The sequence below is a fragment of the Streptomyces sp. NPDC027663 genome (assembly GCF_055566415.1).
This window is the reverse complement of the sequence record NZ_JBVHSK010000013.1, coordinates 231,066-247,841: the sequence shown is the minus strand read 5'-3', so window position 1 is coordinate 247,841 and position 16,776 is coordinate 231,066. Positions and strand designations below refer to the sequence as shown.

15 protein-coding genes are annotated in these 16,776 nt (G+C 72.0%); 10 read left to right on the top strand and 5 right to left on the bottom strand.

Going from position 1 to position 16,776, the window contains the following annotated elements:
• The 4 genes from ACZ4SF_RS29555 to ACZ4SF_RS29540 all read left to right on the top strand — a co-directional run.
• Positions 1 to 342, top strand: a 342-nt coding sequence (locus ACZ4SF_RS29555) for an alpha-glucosidase C-terminal domain-containing protein (RefSeq protein WP_468390101.1), incomplete at its 5' end; no start/stop codon positions are given.
• A gap of 31 nt (positions 343 to 373) precedes the next feature.
• Positions 374 to 1,738, top strand: coding sequence for a maltokinase N-terminal cap-like domain-containing protein (locus tag ACZ4SF_RS29550; RefSeq protein WP_468390099.1), 1,365 nt, complete (start codon positions 374 to 376; stop codon positions 1,736 to 1,738).
• Between the two features lie 3 nt (positions 1,739 to 1,741).
• Entirely contained in the window at positions 1,742 to 3,943 is a 2,202-nt protein-coding gene (glgB, locus tag ACZ4SF_RS29545) for a 1,4-alpha-glucan branching enzyme (protein WP_468390096.1), read from the top strand.
• A 94-nt stretch (positions 3,944 to 4,037) separates the two neighbouring features.
• Entirely contained in the window at positions 4,038 to 5,126 is a 1,089-nt protein-coding gene (locus ACZ4SF_RS29540; protein ID WP_468390093.1) for a glutamate--cysteine ligase 2, read from the top strand.
• A 9-nt stretch (positions 5,127 to 5,135) separates the two neighbouring features.
• Here the strand turns inward: ACZ4SF_RS29540 and ACZ4SF_RS29535 are convergent, their stop codons facing one another.
• Positions 5,136 to 5,369 carry a DUF6480 family protein gene (locus ACZ4SF_RS29535; RefSeq protein WP_468390090.1) on the bottom strand — a complete coding sequence of 78 codons (234 nt, stop codon included), beginning with the start codon at positions 5,367 to 5,369 and terminating at the stop codon, positions 5,136 to 5,138.
• Between the two features lie 149 nt (positions 5,370 to 5,518).
• On the opposite strand from ACZ4SF_RS29535, the gene ACZ4SF_RS29530 reads away from it, so the two are divergent.
• From ACZ4SF_RS29530 to ACZ4SF_RS29515, 4 genes are all read left to right on the top strand, one after another.
• Positions 5,519 to 7,417 carry an AMP-dependent synthetase/ligase gene (locus ACZ4SF_RS29530; RefSeq protein ID WP_468390087.1) on the top strand — a complete coding sequence of 633 codons (1,899 nt, stop codon included), beginning with the start codon at positions 5,519 to 5,521 and terminating at the stop codon, positions 7,415 to 7,417.
• Between the two features lie 149 nt (positions 7,418 to 7,566).
• Positions 7,567 to 8,001 (top strand): ATP-binding protein, encoded by a 435-nt coding sequence (locus ACZ4SF_RS29525; protein WP_468390085.1) that lies wholly within the window; start codon positions 7,567 to 7,569, stop codon positions 7,999 to 8,001.
• 194 nt (positions 8,002 to 8,195) lie between these two features.
• Complete coding sequence (locus ACZ4SF_RS29520) at positions 8,196 to 9,569, top strand: NAD(P)/FAD-dependent oxidoreductase (RefSeq protein WP_468390082.1); 1,374 nt, start codon at positions 8,196 to 8,198, stop codon at positions 9,567 to 9,569.
• A gap of 245 nt (positions 9,570 to 9,814) precedes the next feature.
• Entirely contained in the window at positions 9,815 to 12,037 is a 2,223-nt protein-coding gene (locus ACZ4SF_RS29515) for an FUSC family protein (protein WP_468390079.1), read from the top strand.
• 4 nt (positions 12,038 to 12,041) lie between these two features.
• Here ACZ4SF_RS29515 and ACZ4SF_RS29510 read toward each other — a convergent pair whose 3' ends face one another.
• Positions 12,042 to 12,902 (bottom strand): SigB/SigF/SigG family RNA polymerase sigma factor, encoded by an 861-nt coding sequence (locus tag ACZ4SF_RS29510; RefSeq protein WP_468390076.1) that lies wholly within the window; start codon positions 12,900 to 12,902, stop codon positions 12,042 to 12,044.
• Between the two features lie 258 nt (positions 12,903 to 13,160).
• Complete coding sequence (locus ACZ4SF_RS29505) at positions 13,161 to 13,595, bottom strand: ATP-binding protein (protein WP_468390074.1); 435 nt, start codon at positions 13,593 to 13,595, stop codon at positions 13,161 to 13,163.
• A 125-nt stretch (positions 13,596 to 13,720) separates the two neighbouring features.
• Between ACZ4SF_RS29505 and ACZ4SF_RS29500 the strand changes: the two genes are divergently transcribed.
• Positions 13,721 to 13,963 (top strand): hypothetical protein, encoded by a 243-nt coding sequence (locus tag ACZ4SF_RS29500; protein ID WP_468390071.1) that lies wholly within the window; start codon positions 13,721 to 13,723, stop codon positions 13,961 to 13,963.
• A gap of 275 nt (positions 13,964 to 14,238) precedes the next feature.
• Positions 14,239 to 14,697 (top strand): cyclic nucleotide-binding domain-containing protein, encoded by a 459-nt coding sequence (locus ACZ4SF_RS29495; RefSeq protein ID WP_468390068.1) that lies wholly within the window; start codon positions 14,239 to 14,241, stop codon positions 14,695 to 14,697.
• 17 nt (positions 14,698 to 14,714) lie between these two features.
• Here the strand turns inward: ACZ4SF_RS29495 and ACZ4SF_RS29490 are convergent, their stop codons facing one another.
• Both ACZ4SF_RS29490 and ACZ4SF_RS29485 read right to left on the bottom strand, forming a co-directional pair.
• On the bottom strand, positions 14,715 to 16,019 hold the full coding sequence (locus ACZ4SF_RS29490; RefSeq protein ID WP_468390065.1) for an MFS transporter: 1,305 nt from the start codon (positions 16,017 to 16,019) through the stop codon (positions 14,715 to 14,717).
• An 85-nt stretch (positions 16,020 to 16,104) separates the two neighbouring features.
• Positions 16,105 to 16,719 (bottom strand): LysE/ArgO family amino acid transporter, encoded by a 615-nt coding sequence (locus ACZ4SF_RS29485; protein ID WP_468390063.1) that lies wholly within the window; start codon positions 16,717 to 16,719, stop codon positions 16,105 to 16,107.
• Positions 16,720 to 16,776 lie beyond the last annotated feature (57 nt).

Genomic DNA, 16,776 nt, shown 5'->3' with positions numbered 1-16,776 from the left:
AGCCTGCTGCACTGGACACGCCGGATGATCGAGATCCGCAAGCAGAACCCCGCCTTCGGACTCGGGTCCTACACCGAGCTGCCGTCGTCGAACCCGGCGGTCCTGGCGTTCCTGCGCGAGTACGGCGACGACCTGGTGCTGTGCGTGAACAACTTCTCCCGGTTCGCCCAGCCCACCGAACTCGACCTGCGGACCTACGACGGACGCCATCCGGTCGAGCTGATCGGCGGGGTGCGCTTCCCCGCCATCGGTGAACTGCCGTATCTGCTGACCCTGCAAGGCCACGGCTTCTACTGGTTCCGGCTCACCCGAGTCGCATCCCGCATCGGCCGCCGCCGCTGAACACCCGGCGCCGAGGAAAGGACGCGTCACCATGCCGAAGACCATCACTCCCCGCCCGAGAACCGCTCCCGGCCTCGTCGGGCCCCTGGCGTCCCTGGGCGACCTGCTGCGCGACTGGCTGCCCAGGCAGCGCTGGTTCGCGGGCAAGGACCGGCCCGTCAGCGATCTGTCGGTGCTGTCCGTGACCGAGCTGTTCCCCGGGTGCCTGCACCTGCTGGTGCACGCCTCCCACGCGCCGGTGCCCACCCCCGGCGGCACTCCCCCGCCCGGCGACTGCTACCAGCTGTTGCTGGGCCTGCGCCAGCACCTCGCACCGCGGCTGGAGCGGGCTTTCATCGGTCGCGCCGGACACGGCCCGCTCGCCGGACTCGCCGTGTACGACGCGCTGCACGACCCGCGCTCGGCCCACCTGCTGCTGGAACGGCTGCGGCACCCCGGCCCGGCGGGCCCGCTGCGCTTCGAGGCGGACCCGGCCGCCCATGTGCCCGGTGGACTGCCCCCGCGGCTGCTGGACGCCGAGCAGTCCAACTCGTCGATCGTGTACGGCGACGCATACATCCTGAAGCTGTTCCGCCGTATCCAGCCCGGCGTCAACCCGGACCTGGAGGTGCCGGCCGCGCTGGCCGCCCAGGGCTGCAGCCGGGTGCCCGCGCCGGTGGCCTGGTTCACCACGACCGCGCCGCGCACGGCCACCCTCGGGGTGCTGCAGCCGTTCCTGCCGGACGCCACCGACGGCTGGACGCTGGCGCTGCGCGCACTCGCCACGGGCGACGACTTCACGGCGGAGGCCCGTGCGCTCGGCCGGGCCATGGCCGAGGTGCACCTGGCGCTGGCCGGGGCCTTCCCGGCGGGCGGCCCGGGCGAGAACGGCCGTACCGCCGAGGCGATGTGCACCCGGCTGGATGCCGCCGCGCACGCCGTACCCGGGCTGCTGCCCTTCGTACCCGGTCTGAAGGCCGCGTTCGCGGCGCTCGCCACGTGCGACACCGGGCCGCCCGCCCAGCGCATCCACGGCGACCTGCACCTCGGGCAGGTGCTGCGGGCCGGCCGCGACTGGTTCGTCATCGACTTCGAGGGCGAACCGTCCCGGCCGCTCGCCGAGCGCCGGGCACCGCAGTCCCCGGTGCGGGACGTCGCCGGGATGCTGCGCTCCTTCGACTACGCGGCCCGGCAGCGCCGCCCCTGGCGACCCGAATGGGCGCGCCGCTGCCGGGAGGCGTTCTGCGCGGGCTACGCGGCCCGCGCGGGCTGGGATCCACGCAAGAAGCACGCGCTGCTGCGCGCGCACGAGACGGACAGGGCGGTCTACGAGGTGCTGTACGAGGCGAGACACCGGCCCGACTGGCTGCCGGTTCCGATGGCGGCGATCAAGCGGCTCGCCGTGTGGGGAGGCTGAATCATGGCACTGCGTGACACCGCGCCTCCCGAGACCGCGGGCCCCGTGCCGCCTGCGGCCGTCCCGCTGGATACCGCCGACCGCGGCCGGCTCCTCGCCGGCGAGCACCACGATCCGCACGCCCTGCTGGGCGCGCACCCGGTGCCGGGCGGCACGCTGTTCCGGACGCTGCGGCCGAACGCGCGGGCGGTGAGCGTCGTGATCGACGGCAGGCGCACCGACATGTGGTCGGAGGGCGACGGCCTGTTCGCCACGGTGCTGCCCTGCCCCGAGGTCCCGTCGTACACACTGCTGGTGGCGTACGAGGACGCCGAGTACGAGGTGCACGACCCGTACCGCTTCCTGCCCGCACTCGGCGAACTGGACCTGCACCTGATCAGGGAGGGCCGGCACGAGCAGCTGTGGCGGGCGCTCGGGGCGGAGCCGATGGTCCACCAAGGCGTGGCCGGCACCCGTTTCACCGTGTGGGCGCCGAACGCCCGGGGCGTGCGGGTGGCGGGGGACTTCACCTACTGGGACGGCACGCAGTACCCGATGCGCTCGCTCGGCGCGTCCGGGGTGTGGGAGCTGTTCCTGCCCGGGATCGGCGTGGACACCCGGTACAAGTTCGAGATCACCTCCCGCTACGGGCACCGGTTCCTGAAGGCCGACCCGATGGCGCGGCGCACGGAGGTACCGCCGGACACGGCGTCGATCGTGACGGCCTCGCACTACGAGTGGGGCGACTCCGAGTGGATGGCGCACCGGGGTGACACGCCCGTGCACCAGGCGCCGTTCTCGGTGTACGAGGTGCATCTGCCCTCGTGGCGGGCCGGCCTGGATTATCGCCGGCTCGCCGAGGAACTGCCCGCCTACGCCAAGGAGATGGGCTTCACCCATGTGGAGCTGATGCCGGTCGCGGGACACCCCTTCAGCGGCTCGTGGGGCTACCAGGTCACCTCGTACTTCGCGCCGACGCCGCGGCTCGGCTCCCCGGACGACTTCCGGTACTTCGTGGACGCCTGTCACAGGGCCGGGATCGGCGTGATCATGGACTGGGTGCCGGCCCACTTCCCGAAGGACGACTGGGCGCTGGCCCGCTTCGACGGCGACCCGCTCTACGAGCCCGGGAACGCGACCCGGGCGGAGCATCCGGACTGGGGGACGTACGAGTTCGACTACGGCCGCACCGAGGTGCGCAACTTCCTCGTCGCCAACGCTGTGTACTGGTGCGAGGAGTTCCACATCGACGGGCTGCGCGTGGACGCGGTCGCCTCCATGCTCTACCTGGACTACTCGCGGGACTCCGGGCAGTGGGAGCCGAACGTCTTCGGCGGCCGGGAGGACCTCGACGCGGTCGCCTTCCTGCAGGAGATGAACGCCACCGTGTACCGGCGCTGCCCGGGCGTGGTGACCATCGCCGAGGAGTCCACCGCGTGGGACGGGGTGACCCGGCCGACGGACAGCGGCGGGCTCGGCTTCGGGCTGAAGTGGAACATGGGCTGGATGCACGACTCGCTGCAGTACATCCAGAAGGAGCCGGTGCACCGCAGGTACCACCACAACGAGATGACCTTCTCGATGGTGTACGCCTACAGCGAGAACTACGTCCTGCCGATCTCCCACGACGAGGTCGTGCACGGCAAGCAGGCGCTGGTGTCGAAGATGCCCGGCGACTGGTGGCAGCGGCGCGCCAACCACCGTGCGTATCTCGGCTTCATGTGGGCCCACCCGGGCAAACAGCTGTTGTTCATGGGGCAGGAGTTCGCGCAGGGCGCCGAGTGGTCCGAGGCGCACGGGCCGGAGTGGTGGCTGCTCGGTGACGACTACCACTCGGCCGGCGACCACCGGGGCGTAAAGGACCTCGTCCGCGAGCTGAACTCGGTGTACCGGGCGACGCCTGCGCTGTGGCAGCGGGACACCGATCCGGGCGGCTTCCGGTGGGTGCTGTGCGACGCGGCGGACGACAACGTCCTGGCGTTCTTGAGGTTCGCCGCCGACGGCAGCCCGCTGCTGGCCGTGTCGAACTTCTCTCCCGTCGTCCGGCACGACTACCGGTTGTGGGTCCCCGGCGAGTTCCCCGCCTGGCAGGAGGAGCTGAACACCGACGACGTCCGCTTCGGCGGCAGCGGCACGGGAACCGGGGGGCCGGTCGGGCCCGAGGACGGACTGCTGAACCTGACGCTGCCGCCGCTGGCCACCGTCTGGCTGACGCCGGAGCGCTGAACGCCGAAGGTGTCGGCGGCCGTCCGGGGGGCAGTCGAGGTCGTACAGAACGAGACTGCCCCCGTGGCACGGGATGGAAGAAGGGCGGCACCAGGTGCGCACCGTCGGAGTGGAGGAGGAACTCCTTCTGGTCGATCCGGACAGCGGCGACCCGAAGGCGCTGGCGGCGGCCGTCCTCGCCCATGCCGCCCAGGACGATCCCGGGCAGGACGTGTTCGAGAAGGAACTGTTCGGCCAGATGCTGGAGTTTGCCACGCATCCGCAGTCGGACATGGTTGCCCTCGGCGACGAGATCGTCAGGTGCCGCAAGGAGGCAGCCCGGCACGCCGGACAGATCGGCTGCGGGGTTGCCGCACTGGCCACTTCTCCCCTGCCGGTCAGCCCTGCACTCAGTGTGAACGAGCGCTACCAGTGGCTGGCCGAGCGGTACGGCGTACCCACCTGGGAACAGCTCGTGTGCGGCTGCCATGTCCATGTGTCGGTGGAGTCCGACGAGGAGGGCGTCGCAGTCCTCGACCGGATCCGCCCCTGGCTCCCGGTACTGCGCGCGATCAGCGCGAACTCCCCCTTCTGGCAGGGCCGCAACACCGGCTACGCCAGCTATCGCAGCCGGGTGTGGAACCGCTGGCCGTCGGCCGGGCCGACCGAGCTGTTCGGAACCGCCGAGCGGTACCACCGGCTGGTGACCGACATGGTGGACACCGGGGTCATCCTGGACGAGGGGATGGCCTATTTCGACGTGCGGCTGTCCGCCCGCTATCCGACGGTGGAGATCCGGGTGGCGGACGTCTGTCTCGGCGCGGACACCGCCGTGCTGATCGCGACCCTGAGCCGCGCGCTGGTGGAGACCGCCGCCCGGGAATGGCGGGCGGGCCGGCCGGCGCCGGACCCCGGCGTGAGCCTGCTCAGGCTCGCCGACTGGCAGGCGGCGCGGTTCGGCCTGGAGGAGGATCTCATCGACCCGGTCGGCATGCGGCCCCGGCCTGCCGCGCAGGTGCTGCGTTCCCTGCTGGAGCATGCCGCGGACGCGCTCGACGACAGCGGTGACGCGGTGCGCGCCGAGCAGGCCGTCGAGGAAGTGCTGCGGGTGGGCAACGGCGCACGTGAGCAGCGCAGGCTGCTGGAGCACACCGGCAGCCTGCGGGACGTGGTCACCGAGTGCGTGCGCCGCACCCAGGGCTGAGGATTCCGCTCAGAGGATCAGCACCAGGGCGTAGACCAGGAAGAACGCCGCGATCAGGGCCACCAGGAGCAGGATCAGCGTGAGGGGTGCCTTGGCCCAGCCTCTCTGCTGGACGTGCGGCTCCCGGGGCCCGGCCTCGGGCATGCTGCTCTCGGCGGGCGGTGTCTCGCCGGGCGGAACTCCCCCTCCGGGTTCCAGTCCGGTGGTGCGGTCAGGTTCTGGATCGGGGTTCACGTAGCTCATGTCTGCCGAGTCCCCAGGACACGGCCAGATCATCAGCCGATCACGACTTCCTCGTTCCGGGTACCGAACGCTGTCGCCTGGGCTACATTCGAGCACCGCCGACACCGAACCGGTCGGCGGAGTGACCCTCCGTACACCAGGAGCAGCGCATGCGGAACGTCGCCCTCGCTCCCTCCGTCACCCCGCCGTTCACCGGCGGCCTCGCCGACAGCATCTTCGAGACGGCGGACCGGAATCCCACTCTGCCGATGCTCGCGCGCCGAGCGGATCCCGCCGCGACCGTGTGGGAGGAGGTGACGGCTGTCGAGCTGCGGGACGAGGTGACCGATCTGGCCAAGGGCCTGGTCGCCGCGGGGGTCTCACCGGGCCACCGGGTGGCATTGATGGCCCGCACCCGCTACGAGTGGACGGTGTTCGCCCACGCGCTGTGGGCCGTGGGCGCCGAGATCGTGCCGATCCATCCGGCCTCCTCGCGCGACCAGGTCGAGTGGATCCTGCGGGACGCCGGCTGTGTGGCCGTCGTCGTGGAGGACGAGCAGGGCGTCATGACCGTCGGCACCGTGTGCACGCGGCTGCCGCGGCTGCGGCACGTGTGGCAGCTGGACGCCGGTGCCCTGGCCGACCTCGTGGACCGGGGCACGGACGTCCCGTACACCACCGTGGAGTCGCTGCGCCGGATCGTGCTGCCGGACGCCACGGCGGCCGTCGTCTACACCTCCGGCAGCACGGGCCGTCCGATGGGCTGTGCCCTGAGCCACCGCGGCCTCGCCTACCCGTGCGACACGCTGCTGGCCGGCTGGGGCCACACCGCCGCTCCCCCGGGCCAACAGCCGTCCGTGCTGGCCTTTCTGCCGTTCTCGCACGTCTACGGGATCATGATCATGGTGACGTGCGTGCGCGGCGGGGTCCTGATGGGACACGAGCCGGAGCTGACCGCGCCGGCGCTGGCGTCGGCCCTGACCTCGTTCCGGCCGACGTACCTGTACGGCGTGCCGTCGGTGTTCGAGAAGCTGTACAAGAATTTCCTGCGGGCCGCCGAACAGGCGGGCCGGGGCGCGCTGTTCGAGCGGGCCGCGCAGACGGCGCGGGACTTCGCCGCGGCCGAGGAACGCCGGCGGCTGGGCACCGGGCCGGGTCCGGGGCTCGACCTCAAGCTGCAACACGCCCTGTACGAGCGGACGGTGTACCGCAGACTGCGTGCGGCGCTCGGCGGCCGGGCGATGCGCGGCACCTCCGGCGGTTCCTCGCTCGACCGTGAACTGTGCCTGTTCTACGAGGGCATCGGGGTGTACATCAACGACGGGTACGGACTCACCGAGGTCTCCGGCGGGATCACCATGCAGCCGCTGGGCCGGGAGAAGTCCGGGACCGTGGGCCGGCCGCTGCCGGGCACCGAGGTCCAGGTGGCCGACGACGGGGAGATCCTGGTGCGCGGGCCCTCGGTGTTCCAGGGCTACATCAGCGACGAGACGGCGACCCGGGCCGCGCTGCGCGGCGGCTGGCTGGCCACCGGGGACATCGGGCGGCTGGACTCCGAGGGCTACCTGACGATCACCGGGCGCAAGAAGGACATCATCGTCACCAGCGGCGGCAAGAGCGTGGCGCCGGCCCCGCTGGAACAGCGGCTGCGCATGCACCCGCTGGTCCACCAGGCGGTGGTGATCGGCGACGACCGGCCGTGCGTCGGTGCCCTGATCACCCTGGACCCGGACTTCCTCGCGCACTGGCGGGCCGCACTCGCCCTGCAGGGCGACGCCCCGGGCCGGGAGGCGAGGGAGGAGAACGCGCTGCGGGAGGAGATCGCACGCGCCGTGGCCTCCGCCAACAGTGCGGTGTCCCGCGCGGAGTCCATCAGGGTCTACCGTGTCCTCCAGGAACCGTTCGCACCGGACAACGGACTGCTCAGCCCGTCCATGAAGCTGCGCCGGGACGCCATCGTGCGGCACTGGGCGGCCGAGATCGAGGCGATGTACGAGGCGCGCGCCCGGGTGCGGTGGAGCCCGCAGGAACCGGCCGACTGGGACGAGCAGGACGACGTCTTCCGCTGAGGAGGTGGCCGGCGGGGACCGACGGTCCGAAGGGAGACGGGTAGCCCGCGCCGCTGGGGGAACCCGCAGCGCAGAAGAGATCAGCAACGACGACCGCACTGGTCGGAGGGCCTGAGCCGCCCTCACCGGCCGGTGCCGGGGAATGCGAGATGGCGACGGAGCCGCGTTGGGACGAGACACCGCCCGCTGAGGAGAGGTACGAGCGTACGTTCTCCTTCCAGGGGGAGCTGCGCAACGTCACGGAGGCGCGGCTCGCGGCGGAGGACTTCCTGTGCGCGCTCGCCCGGCAGGCACCGCCGGGCGCGCACGAGTACTGGGACGACATCCTCCTGGTCGTGACGGAACTGGCCGCGAACGTGATCCAGTACGCGCCGGGCCCGTTCGACCTGCGCATGCGGCGCACCTTCGACGGGGTGCACGTGACGATGCGCGACACGAACACGACCAAGCCGGAGCCACGGCCCTTCCACCCGCGCACGGGCGGCGGTGGCATCGGCTGGCATCTGGTGCACACGCTCTGCACCCAGGTCAGTGTCGTCGTCCACGATGCCGGCAAGGACATCCACGTGTTCCTGCCGTGGTGACAGGTGTTCGACGTGTAGGTGTGCGTGAACCGGTTACTCCGCATCGGTGTGCGGGCATGCTGGTGCCCACACGTTCGTCTGCCTGCCGCACCCAGCTGGCGGAACGGCTGGAGGCACGGTGGGATCGGAGTCGGTTCGGCGATCCGGGGCAGGCGAACGGCGTCGAGTCGGACCGCCTGGAGCCGCAGAGAGGGATGGACACCGTGACACGACCCAGGATCCTGGTGGTTGGCGCCGGCTTCGCCGGAGTCGAGTGCGTTCGCCGCCTGGAGCGGAAACTCGCCCCCGGCGAGGCCGACGTCGCACTGGTGACGCCGTTCTCGTACCAGCTCTATCTGCCACTACTGCCCCAGGTCGCCTCCGGCGTGCTGACGCCGCAGTCGATCGCCGTGTCCTTGCGTCGCAGCCGGAAGTACCGCACCCGGATCATCCCGGGCGGCGCGATCGGTGTCGACCTGAGGGCCAAGGTGTGCGTCGTCCGCACCATCACCGACAAGATCGTCAACGAGCGCTACGACTACATCGTGCTGGCCCCGGGCAGCGTGACCCGCACCTTCGACATCCCGGGGCTGACCGAGCACGCGTTCGGCATGAAGACCCTCGCCGAGGCCGCCTACATCCGCGACCACGTCATCTCGCAGCTGGACCTGGCGGACGCCAGCGACGACCCGGCCGAGCGGGCCGCGCGGCTGCAGTTCGTGGTGGTGGGCGGCGGGTATGCCGGCACCGAGACCGCGGCCTGCCTGCAGCGCCTCACGCATGCCGCCGTGCAGCGCTACCCGCGTCTTGACCCGGGCCTGATCAAATGGCATCTGATCGACATCGCGCCCAAGCTCATGCCGGAGCTGGGCGACAAACTCGGCCGCAGTGCGCAGGAGATCCTGAAGCGGCGCGGCGTCGACGTCTCGCTGGGCGTGTCGATCGACAAGGCCGGCCCGGAGGAGGTCACCTTCACCGACGGCCGGGTGGTGCCGACGCACACCCTGATCTGGACGGCGGGCGTGGTGGCCAGCCCGCTGATCGCCACGCTCGGCGCCGAGACGGTCCGCGGGCGGCTGGCGGTCGACGCCGAGATGACCCTGCCGGGCCACGACGGGGTGTTCGCGCTCGGCGACTCGGCCGCCGTTCCGGACCTGGCCAAGGGCGAGGGCGCGGTCTGCCCGCCCACCGCGCAGCACGCCATGCGGCAGGGCAGGAAGGTCGCCGACAACGTCATCGCGACGCTGCGGGGGCAGCCCCTGCAGCCGTACGTCCACAAGGACCTGGGTCTGGTCGTCGACCTCGGGGGCAAGGATGCGGTGTCCAAGCCGCTGGGCGTGGAACTGCGCGGCCTGCTCGCCCAGGCGGTGGCCCGCGGCTACCACTGGTCGGCGCTGCGCACCAACGTCGCCAAGACCCGGGTGATGACCAACTGGCTGCTGAACGCGGTCGCGGGCAACGATTTCGTCCGCACCGGGTTCCAGGCCCGCAAGCCCGCCCGGCTGAAGGACTTCGAGTTCACGGATTCGTACCTGACGCCGGAACAGGTACGGGCCCGGGTGGGGGACACGGGCATCGACCACCCCTGAGGTGACGGGGACCACCGGGAGGCCGCCGGTCGTTCCGCACCGGATCGGCGGTCTTCTCAGGTGGACAGGAAACCTCACACGGACGGGACGCACCACGCACGGGCACGCCAACGCCCCTGTGGCCGCCGCGCTCGCCGCGGGCCGGCAGCTTCCGGCCCGCGTGCGATGCTGGGTCGGAGATCGATTTCCGGCACGGGAGAGAGCACGGCGGCGTGAGGGCAGTGGGACGGTCGGGACGGGTACGGATGTGGGACCGGATCGCTGCGTCCGATCCCGGACTGCTCCGGCTCACCGCGGGGCTGCGCACGGTCGCCGCCGTCGCCCTCACCCTCGCCGTGCTCGGCGTGCTGGGGGTCCCGGTGACCCAACTCGTCGCCGGGGCCATCGCGTCCATGGCCGCCACCTTCGCCGTCCGGGAGAAGCAGCGCGACCGGCAGGCCGTCACGCTCGCACTGGGCCTGCCGGTCGCGCTGGCGTCGGTGTCGCTGGCAGCGCTCCTCGGCCAACAGGTCGTCGCCGGGGACCTGTTCTTCGTCGTGCTCATCTTCTGCGCCGTCTACGGCCGCCGATTCGGGGACCGCGGTACGGCGCTGGGCCTGATCGGATTCCAGGTCTACTTCCTCTCCCTGTTCGTGGGCGCGACGGTGTCCGCGCTGCCCGCGCTGTACGGCGTCGTCTGCGTGGCGTTCGCCTGCAGCGCCCTCGCCCGCTTCGTGCTGCTGCCGCAGACCCCGGCGGGCACCCTGGACCGGCTGCGGCGGGCCTTCCGCGCCCGGCTCGCCCAGCTCCTCGCCGTTCAGGCCGGGTTGCTGGACGCCGGGCCCGACGAGGTCGCGAAGGTGCTGGAGGACCTGCGCACCGGCACCGCCCGGCTGCACGAGACGGCGCTGATGATCCAGGGCCGGCTGGAGGACGGCACGGCGGACCCGGCGGTGGCCCGGTTGCTCCAGCGCCGGGTCGCGGACGCCGAGATCGCCGCCGAGCGGCTCGGTCTGCTGCTGCTCACCGCGCGCAGCGCCGAGCGCACCGACACACTCACCCTGCATCTGCCGGGCGCCTCGCTGCCCTCCGCGGGGGAACCGCCGGTGCGGGACGAGGCGACGGCCGTGCTGCGCCGGGACCTGCAGGCGCTGAGGGTGCTGATGCTGCGTCCGGCCCACGAGGCCTCGGGCACCGCGCTCGCCCAGGTGCGCAACCGCCTGCTCGGCTACCGCGAGGAGGAGAACCTGCCCAAGGCCTCGCCGGCCGTGCAGGACGCCTTCCGGGGCCTCGGCGAGGCCGCCCGGGCGGCGATGGGCCTGCGGGTCGCACTGGACGGGCCGCAGGACGAGTCCGACGACTCACCGGCGACCGCCCGCTCGCGCGAGGAACTGGACGCCGAGGACGCGGCGATCGAGACCGGTGAGGTCGGCGAACCTCAGGAGGCGGAGCCGGCCGGGCTGAAGCGGCCCACCACCCGGGCCGCGGTCCAGGTGGCCGTCGGCTCCTCGCTGGCCATCGTCGGCGGTGAACTGCTGTCCAGTCAGCGCTGGTACTGGGCGGTGCTGACCTGCTGGATCGTCTTCGTCAACACCGCCTCCACGGGCGAGATCCTGGTGAAGGGCTACCGGCGGCTGCTGGGCACGGTGCTCGGCGTGGTCGCCGGCATCGGGCTCGCCGGACTGGTCGGGCACCACACCTGGACGGCGTTCGCGCTGGTGCTGGTGTTCATCTTCGCGATGTTCTACACGGCGCCCCTGTCGTACACGCTGATGTCGTTCTTCGTGACGGCGATGCTGGGCCTGCTGTACACACTGCTGAACACGTACAGCATGTCGGTGCTGGTGCTGCGGATCGAGGAGACGGCGCTCGGAGCGGCCTGCGGGGTGATCGCGGCGGCGGTGGTGCTGCCGGTGCACACCGACCGTCGTACCAACGACCTCCTCGTGGGCGTCCTGGACCGGCTCGCCGGCGTCACCCGGGCCGCCGTCGATCAGTTGAGCGGCGGAACGGGCGGGGATCTGGTGGAGCAGGCGCGGGAGCTGGACCAGGCGCTGGCCGACCTGCGCGCGGCCACCCAGCCGCTGACGCATCCGATCACCCCGCTCCGATCGCGCCGGGACACCGCACGCTACGTGGTGGCGCTGCTGGAGACCTGCGCGTACCACGCGCGCTCCCTCGCGGCGACGGCCGAGCTGCTGCCGACGCATCCGTCCATCGCGGCGGACCCCCGGCTGCGCGGGGCGTGCGGCCGGATCGTGCACAACATCGAGTCGATCGCCGCGCACGTCACGGACCCCCGGTCCGCGGAACGGATCGAGACCGGCCCCAGCATCGCGTCGATGCTGGGGCCGGGCACTCTGCGCACCCCGCGCTACGGCCGCGTGACCGACCGGGTGCTGCGCCATCTGCAGCGGCTGGACGAGGCGGTCTCCGGTCTGGCACGTCCACTGGACGTCGCCGGCAGCCCGGCGCAGCCGGCACAGTGAGCGTTCACCGCGGCTCGCTGCCGGGGTACCGGCTGCCGAGCACCTCGTCGCGGACCCGGGCGCAGCTGCGGCTGATCAGCCGGGAGACGTGCATCTGGGAGATGCCGAGCCGGTCGGCGATGCGGCTCTGCGTCATGTCCTCGAAGAAGCGCATGTAGAGGATGGCCCGCTCGCGCTCGGGCAGCCGGCGCAGCCCTTCCTTGGCGGCCTCCCGGTCGACGACGACGTCGTACGAGGTGTCGGCGGCTCCCAGGGTGTCGGCGATGCTGTAGCCGTCGTCGCCGGCGGACAGCTCGGCGTCCAGCGAAAGGGTGCTGAAGCTCTCCAGCGCCTCCATCCCTGCCGACACCTCCTCCTCGGTGAGGCCGGTGTGGGCTGCGATGTCGGCGACGGTGGGTTCCGGGCTGCCGGGGTTCTGGGTGAGTTCCCGCCTGGCCACTCGTACGCGGTTGCGCAGTTCCTGCACCCGGCGCGGCACCCGCAGCGCCCACATACGGTCGCGGAAGTGCCGCTTGACCTCGCCGGTGATGGTCGGCACGGCGTAGCTCTCGAAGGCCCCGCGGGAGGGGTCGAACCGGTCGATGGCCTTCACCAGGCCGAGCGCGGCCACCTGGCGCAGGTCCTCGACGGACTCGCCGCGATCGCGGAACCGGCCGGCGATCCGGTGGGCCATGGGCAGCCAGGCGGTGACGAGTTCGTCGCGCACCGCGTCCCGCTCGGGGCCGTCTTCCAGTTCCGCCAGCCGGGCGAACAGTTCCGCGGTCTCGGGGGCGTCGTCGTGGCTGCGCCGGGCGGGCGCCGCGGCGGCAGGGGCGGTGGTGCCGGCGGTCGTGGCGGGACGGCTTGTCGACATGTCGGTCAGCATGCGGAATCGCTCCTGAACGTGGTTTCAGGGCACGGCCGGAACCTGGTTCCGGGTTCTGGCCCGAACGGGGGGTGTCAGGGGTCGCCGCGGGTGAATAACCGGGCCCACCAGGAGGGGGCCCAGCCAGCCGTACTGGTCACCGCTGGGCGCGCGCCTCCGGTCCGAAGCACGAGATTCCGTCTGCCCCCCGGCCCCGCGGACAAACACCCGGGGACAGAACTTCGCCGGCCGCTTCGGCGCAGCGGTTCGCCGGCCGCTTCAGCGCAGCGCTACGACGGCCGTGATGCACTTGCCGCCGCGGGGCAGCTCCGCCACCCGGACATCCCGGGCCAGCCGGCACACGATGGGCCAGCCACGGCCGCCTGGGAGGGTGCGTTCGCGTTCGTCCCCTGTCAGAGGGGCGACGGGCAGTTCGTCACTGCGGTCGCTCACCGAGACCCGGACACCCGCGGGGTCCACCTCGACGTCGAAGCCGGTGATGCCGCCGCCGTGCACCAGCGCGTTGGTGGTGAGTTCCGAGGTGACCAGCAGGGCGTCCTCCAGGGCCTCGGGCGGGCACGGCAGGGCGCAGGCACGGCACCGTTCGGTCATCACGCGCTCGACGGTTCTGCGGGCGTCGGCGGGCCGGAGCGGTGGTCGCCGGCGGGGTTCCGGCCGGGTTGCGACGGCACTGGGCCGGTGCTTGTCGAGCATCCCTTCCTCCCTGAACGGCGCCCGGATCGCAAGGTTCTCTCCCCCTTCGGCTGACCCCGCAAGGCACCCTCAAACCCCGTCGGACGCGGTGCCATTCCCGGGCCGTGCGCGGGTACCCGGGCGGTATGACGGATGTGGTGGACGCGGCCGAGTTGCTGCGCAGGATCCAGCGGGGCCGCGCGTGCGCGGCGGAGGCGGAGCGGGCCTGGCAGGAGCGGGCGCAGCGGCTGACGGCGACGGATCCGGACGGCGCGCGGGAGGCGGCGGTGCGGGCACAGGCGTACGAGGCGGTGCTGCGGGTGCTGGAGGAGATCGTGAGCCCGGGCGGGGATCACGTACGGGTGGAGGGAGTGAAACAGGTCACCTGACCTGCTCTCGGGTAGGCACTGTCAAGAGAAATGATTTATTGTTCATCCATACGTGATGCACGGAGCGGCGCGGAACCGTCCTTCCCCCTCCTCATGTGCGTCACCGCATACGGCCCTGGCTGGCTTCCCCCGTCCAGCCAGGGCTTTTTGCTGCCCGCAGAAGGGTGGCAACGCGGAAGTCCGCCTCTTTCGAGGTGCTCCGGGCGGCGGAAACGGCTGAAATGGGTGTAGGCACCAGCACTCGATCCGCAACCGCCGCCAGGCGAGGAGCGCGCATGACCAAAGCGATCAAACTGCTCACCGCCTTGCCCCAGGCGCAGCGCGAACGCCTGATGGAGCTGGCCAAGGAGATCTCCTTCCCGGAGGACACCCGCATCTTCGAGGCGGGCGGCACCGCCGACCGGTTCTGGGTGATCCGCTCCGGCGCGGTCCATCTGGACCAGCAGGTCACCTCCCGGCAGCGCGTGGCCGTGGCCACGCTCGGCGCGGGCGACCTGCTCGGCTGGTCCTGGCTCTTCCCGCCCTACCAGTGGGACTTCGGCGCGGTGGCCTTCAGCAACGTACGCGCCTACGAGTTCGACGGGCCGTCGGTGCTCGCGCTGTGTGTGGAGGACCCGCTGCTCGGGCTCTCCGTGGTGCGGACGGTGGCCGAGATCCTCGCCCACCGCCTGGAGACCACCCGTGGCAAGCTCATGGACCAGTACACGATCCGGCGCCGCAGCGGCCTTCTCTAGGCCGCTGGGGCCGGTCCTCAGACGCGATAGCGGCGCAGCGCCGGGACGGCGAAGGCCAGGGCCGCCATCAGTACGACGACCAGCGCGCCGCCGCCCGCGACGGCGGCCCGGGGGCCGAACACCGAGCCGGCGGTCCCGTGCAGCACGTCGGCCAGGCGGGGCCCGCCCGCGACGACCACCGTGAACACCCCCTGCATCCGGCCGCGCATCTCGTCGGTGGCGGCGGACAGCAGGATCGCGCCGCGGAACACCATCGAGACCATGTCGGCGACACCGGCCACGGCGAGGAAGGCCACGGCGACCCAGAGGTTGCCGCTCAGCCCGAACCCGGCGACGGCCACGCCCCAGGCGACGACCGCTGCGACGACCATCCAGCCGTGCCGGCGCGCCCGCGAGAACACACCGGAGAACAGGCCGCCGAGCACCGCGCCGACCGGGATGCCGGCGAACAGCACACCGAGCGCGAGTCCCTCGCCGTAGGAGCCGTAGGTCTCCGCGGCCAGCTGCGGGAACAGGGCACGGGGCATGCCGAACACCATGGCGACGATGTCGGCGAGGTAGGACAGCAGCAGCACCCTGTGCCCGGAGATGTACCGGAATCCGGCCGCTATCTCGCGCACTCCGGCCCGGCGGGCGGCGGCCTCGCCGAGCGGCGGCAGCGCGGGCAGCCGTACGACGGCCCACACCGTCACGCACAGCGCCACCGCGTCGATCAGATACAGCTCGGGCAGTCCGATGACCGGGATGAGGACCCCGGCGAGCAGCGGGCCCGCCACCAGACCGGTCTGCATCACGGTCGAGCCGAGCGCGCCCGCGGCGGGCAGCTGCTCAGCGGGGACCAGCCGGGCTACGGAGGCGTTCCGGGCAGGCGCATTGAGGCCGAAGAACGCCTGCTGGAGCGCGAGCAGCACCATGAGGACGGCGACCGAGTCCAGGCCCGTGACGGCCTGCGCCCAGAACAGCAGCGAGGTCACCGCGATGCCGGTGTTGGTGACCAGCATCAGCTTGCGGCGGTCCACCGTGTCGGCGACCGCCCCGCCCCACAGCGCGAACGCCACCATCGGCACCAGGCCCGCGAGGCTCGCGTAGCCGACCCAGGCCGACGAGTGGGTGATGTCGTAGATCTGCTTGGGTACGGCGACGGCGGTGAGCTGGCTGCCGACGGCGGTGACGACGGTCGACGACCACAGGCGCCGGTAGGCGGGGATGCGCAGCGGGCGGGTGTCCATCGCCCACCTGCGCCAGCCGCGCCGGGGCGGGGCCGCCTCCGCCGCCGGAGCTTCGGTGTCGGTCGCGGTGCTGCTGCTCTCGCTCGTGTCCACGGATGTCCTGGGTGCTCGCTACATCTTTTCTTTTCGAGAGCCTGACTATTGCAGGACCGGCCGCGCGGTACGAACGGATTCGGCCTCAGGACCCGGCGACCAGGGCCACGCCCAGCCCCAGCATGGTGAGAGCGACCAGACCGTCCAGGACCCGCCAGGCGGCGGGCCGGGCCAGGAACCGGCCGAGCAGCCGGGCCCCGAAGCCGAGCGCGGCGAACCAGCACAGGCTGGCCAGCGCGGCGCCGAGCCCGAAGGTCCAGCGCAGTGGGCCCCGGTCGGCGGCCAGCGAGCCGAGCAGGAACACCGTGTCCAGGTAGACGTGCGGGTTCAGCCAGGTCATCGCCAGGCAGGTCAGCACCGCCCGGCGGCGCGACCCGGCCACCTCGCCCTCCGCATGCAGTCCGGCGCCCGGCTTGAGCACCCGGCGGGCGGCCAGGACGCCGTAGCAGAGCAGGAAGACACCGCCGACGACCCCGACCGCCCGCAGCGCGCCCGGCCAGGCCACCACGACCGCGCCGACTCCCCCGACCCCGAGCGCGATGAGCAGGGCGTCGGACAGGGCGCAGATGCCGACCACGGCGAGCACGGCGTCCCGCCGCACCCCCTGCCGCAGGACGAAGGCGTTCTGGGCGCCGATGGCGACGATCAGCGAGAGGCCGGTGCCGAATCCGGCAGCCGCGGCGGTCACAGCGTGGTTCATGGGACCGACGCTAGGAAACCTCCGCCTGCAAGTACAGCTAAAGATTTTTACGTACCC